Annotated in this window: 5 protein-coding genes; 1 reads left to right on the top strand and 4 read right to left on the bottom strand. The window is 43.3% G+C overall.

Features of this window, described 5'->3' with window-relative positions:
- The 4 genes from NBH03_RS15715 to NBH03_RS15700 form a co-directional block, all read right to left on the bottom strand.
- A partial coding sequence (locus NBH03_RS15715; RefSeq protein WP_250800125.1) for an AAA family ATPase occupies positions 1 to 1102 on the bottom strand: 1102 nt, incomplete at its 3' end.
- Positions 1092 to 1427 carry a plasmid mobilization protein gene (locus NBH03_RS15710; RefSeq protein WP_009247526.1) on the bottom strand — a complete coding sequence of 112 codons (336 nt, stop codon included), beginning with the start codon at positions 1425 to 1427 and terminating at the stop codon, positions 1092 to 1094. The genes NBH03_RS15710 and NBH03_RS15715, both read right to left, overlap by 11 nt.
- Positions 1417 to 2508, bottom strand: coding sequence for a site-specific integrase (locus tag NBH03_RS15705; RefSeq protein ID WP_009247527.1), 1092 nt, complete (start codon positions 2506 to 2508; stop codon positions 1417 to 1419). The genes NBH03_RS15710 and NBH03_RS15705 overlap by 11 nt, the downstream gene beginning before the upstream one ends.
- The gene (locus NBH03_RS15700; RefSeq protein WP_009247528.1) at positions 2509 to 2697 is read right to left on the bottom strand and encodes a helix-turn-helix domain-containing protein; all 189 of its coding nucleotides are present in this window, start codon (positions 2695 to 2697) and stop codon (positions 2509 to 2511) included.
- 448 nt (positions 2698 to 3145) lie between these two features.
- Here NBH03_RS15700 and NBH03_RS15695 point away from each other — a divergent pair, with 448 nt between their 5' ends.
- On the top strand, positions 3146 to 3676 hold the full coding sequence (locus tag NBH03_RS15695; RefSeq protein WP_009247529.1) for a helix-turn-helix domain-containing protein: 531 nt from the start codon (positions 3146 to 3148) through the stop codon (positions 3674 to 3676).
- The last annotated feature ends 304 nt before the right edge of the window (positions 3677 to 3980 follow it).

The following is a 3980-nucleotide window of genomic DNA, read 5'->3' as shown; positions in this document are numbered from 1 at the left end:
TGCGGCTGTTCTGATAACGGATACCGTAATCACGAAACAGCCTGCTTGCGTTGATACTGAGCCTTAAAGAAAGTACATTCGGCTTTATATCCACCGCAAGCCTTTCGCAAAGTTCCGAAGCAGTTCCTTCCCATCTGTCACTTTCCGAAAAGAGCGTATCCGCTATCTTCTCAAGCAGAGGTTCGGGCGGTTCTTTCCACATCTCCGTTTCCGATTTTGCAAAGTTCCACACCAATCGCTCGCTGTCCCTTACAAGATGGATTTTCATATCCTGCTGGTCTCTGCCAGCAACATCAAGTGTGGCATTGTTGGAAGTACGCTTGTCCTTACTGAGAACAAATGCACCGTCTGCCGCACCCATCAGACCATTCGTGCCTGAAATCATATCGAATATATCTTCCGATTTTTGTTTGCGTGTATGATGAACAATAAGCATTGAAACCTTGTAACTGTCTGCCAACGCTTTCAGCCTTGCCACAACATCATAATCACTTGCGTAGCTGTAATCTGCTCCGCCTGCTTCACGCACACGCTTTAAGGTGTCTATGATAATCAAGCCTGTGTCTGGGTGTTCCCTCATAAACCCTCTTATCTGTTCTTCCAGTCCGCCATTGACCGTTTTACATTCCGTTGCGAAATACAGATTGCCTGTCTCCTTTGCACCGAACATCTGAAACAATCGCTTCTGCAAACGTGGGTAATCATCTTCAAGGGCAAAATAAAGCACCGTTGCCTTACGCACCTTATACTCCCAAAGCGGTGTGCCTGTGCTGATATGATAGGCAAGCTGTGCCATCATAAAGCTCTTTCCCACTTTCGGGGAACCTACGAAAAGGTAAGTTCCCCTTTGGAGCAGACCGTCGATAAGTGGTGTCTGAACCTCAAACACCGTATCATACAGCGTTGTCATTGATACTGTTTTCAGATAGGAAGGGTCTAACTGTCTGAGTATTTCCCTTTGCATTTCTTCAAAAGATTGCTCGTACCCCTTGAAATCCGTATCCTGATTGACTATACTATTGTCAGTACATTTGGAAAGTGACTGTTCCGCATCTGTTGCCGCAGATACATTTGGAATAGTCATTTCTTTTTTATTCTCCATTCGCATCCTCTCCTTTCAAACCGCCGAGAATAATGGAAATCAGTTCTATTACACTCAGCAGTTCATCATCCACACCTTTTCCTGCTTCAATCCTTTTCAGTTCCGCAAGGACTGTGGCAAATTCCGTTTTCAACGCCTTATACACTCTCGGATTGCCCTGTACCACCACATCCTGATTTAAGCAACGGCGGTAACAATACTCCTGTTTTGGCAATCCTGATAGAGCTACAGCTCTGTTAATGAGTTCGTTTTCTTCGGGCGATACTCGAAACCCTACTGTGATATTCCTCCAACGATTTTTGTTATCTCTGTTCTTAGCTGACATTTTCAAAATCTCCTTTCCCTAAATCATCTAATTTTTCTGCCATCTCAATCTGCTTTGACGGAAAGAGGTGTGCGTACTGATAAGTAATATCAATACTTTCGTGACCAACTCGGTCAGCAATCGCCACCGCAGAAAAGCCCATATCAATCAAGAGTGAAATGTGGCTGTGACGGAGATCGTGAATGCGGATACGCTTCACGCCTGCCGCCTTTGCCCCTCTGTCCATCTCGTGATGAAGATAGCTTTTCGTCACCGTAAAGATACGGTCTTTCTTCTTCAATCCGTAAAGCATACCGAGATATTCTTTCATTTCCTCACACAGAAACTTCGGCATTTTAATCGTGCGGTTGCTCTTTTTCGTTTTCGGAGAAGTAATCACATCCTGCCCTTTCAAACGCTGATAGGATTTATTGATTGTGACTGTTTCCTTATCAAAGTTGAAATCTGCCGGAGTCAAAGCTAACAGCTCGCCCTCTCGGATACCGCACCAGTAAAGCATTTCAAACGCATAAAAGGAAACAGGCTTGTCCATCATCTCAAAAGAGAATTTCTTGTATTCTTCCTTTGTCCAGAACAGCATTTCCTTGTGTTCCTCACGTCCCATATTTCCCACCTTTGCCGCAGGATTGGAACGCAGTTCATAGTAGCGGACAGCGTGATTGAAAATGGCGGACAACTGATTGTGCAGCGTTTTCAGATACGTCTGTGAATAAGGCTTTTTCTTCTCATCACGATAGGCAAGCATTTCATTCTGCCAAGTAATAATCTCCTTTGTGGAAATCTCGCTGATTTTCAGTTTCCCGAAATACGGAAGTATCTTTGTGCGTATGATATGCTCTTTGGTAAGCCACGTGTTTTCCTTCAAACGGTTCTTCACATCATTGATATAAAGCTCCGTAAAGGCTTCAAAACTCATATCAAGGTCTGAAGAAGTCTGCAATTTGAACATTCTTTCCCATTCCTGTGCTTCTCGTTTGGTAGCAAAGCCACGCTTGCATTTCTGCTTGCGTTCCCCTTTCCAGTTCACATACCTTGCCATCACATACCAAGTACCGTTATCTTCATTCTTAAATACCGGCATTTACATTTCCCCCTTTCCTGCTCCGTAGAGCCTTTCGTAAAAATACTGGCGATTTACACGCCCTGCAATCGTAATAAAGCCCTTTGCTTTCAATTCCTCATTTAATTGTCTGATGAGTTTATATGCATAAGGTTTTGATACGTTTAGTTCCTGAGCCACATCTTCGGCTCGGATAAATCTGTTTTCCATATCCTTTTTCTTCCTTTCTTAAAATAATTTTTTGCTTGCCGCTTTCTCCGTGTTAAAGTTCCAACAGGCACTCCTGCTTGTCGGCAGGCGCTGTGCTGTCCCAATGCACCGCAGTACATCAGGCGCTCGCTCGTATAGGGGTTCCCGAAAAGTCGGAGACTTTTGGGGAAGAGGAGGAGCAGTGCAGCGAATGAGCTTTTGTGCTTGCACACAAGCGAACGATACGGAACTTGCTCCGACGAGGTCTTGGCGGTTTGGCTTTTCGGACGGTCATTCAGTTGTCGCATTAAGCATATTTGTTTAATTCGTAATTTATTTTACTAAACATATTTGCTATTGTCAAGTGGTTGCAAAGAAAATATTAAACATTTTTGTTTCGGTTTTTCTTGACTTCCACTAAACATTTCTGCTATACTTATTTCACTAAATATAAAAGGAGCGTATCATTATGGCTATCAGCGAAAGAATACATTTTTTCAGACTAATGCGTGGTATGACACAAAAGTATCTCGGTACAGCAATCGGTTTTCCAGAAAAGAGTGCTGATGTGCGTTTGGCACAGTACGAAACTGGTACACGCAAACCGAAAGCAGACCTTACAAATGCATTGGCACAGGTGCTTGATGTTTCTCCACAGGCTCTTGATGTTCCTGACATAGACAGCTATATCGGTCTTATGCACACTCTGTTTACCCTTGAAGATATTTACGGTCTTACTGTCAGTGAAGCAGACGGAGAGGTATGCTTAAAGGTCAACAAGGACAAAGGCAGAGAAGCATATGAACTCCTCAAAATGCTGTATGCTTGGAAAGAACAGGCAGACAAGCTATCTTCCGAAGAAATCAACAGAGAAGAATACGATAACTGGCGTTACCATTATCCAGAGTTCGACACCACACAGCGTTGGGCAAAAGTTCCATCACAGGAATTAAGTGACGCTCTCGTGGAAGCATTCAAAGACCACTTGAAAGATAAATAAGCACCTACAGGACCTGCCACTGGCAGCTCCCTACAGATGCTTTGGCAACGACAAAAAAGCCCTTAACTATGGTTATTAACCACAGCTAAGGGCTTAGTTTATAATATGGAATTTGTTCAGAGCCAAGCTCCGAACTTTAGTCTGCAAGCCACCTGTTAATTGTTCCGTTACCCATAAACCACTGGATAACAAGAATAATGGCACTTGCTATGACTGTTATCAATTTGTTATCAAAAGACTAATCGAAATCGCTGAAACCCGCATAAACACTGGCTTTTTTAAGCAACTCGATTTATTCGAATTC

The sequence above is a fragment of the Coprococcus intestinalis genome, from assembly GCF_023656595.1.
GTDB classification, from domain to species: domain Bacteria; phylum Bacillota; class Clostridia; order Lachnospirales; family Lachnospiraceae; genus Coprococcus_A; species Coprococcus_A intestinihominis.
The sequence above is the reverse complement of the archived record's forward strand: the minus strand, read 5'-3'. Positions and strand labels throughout refer to the sequence as shown.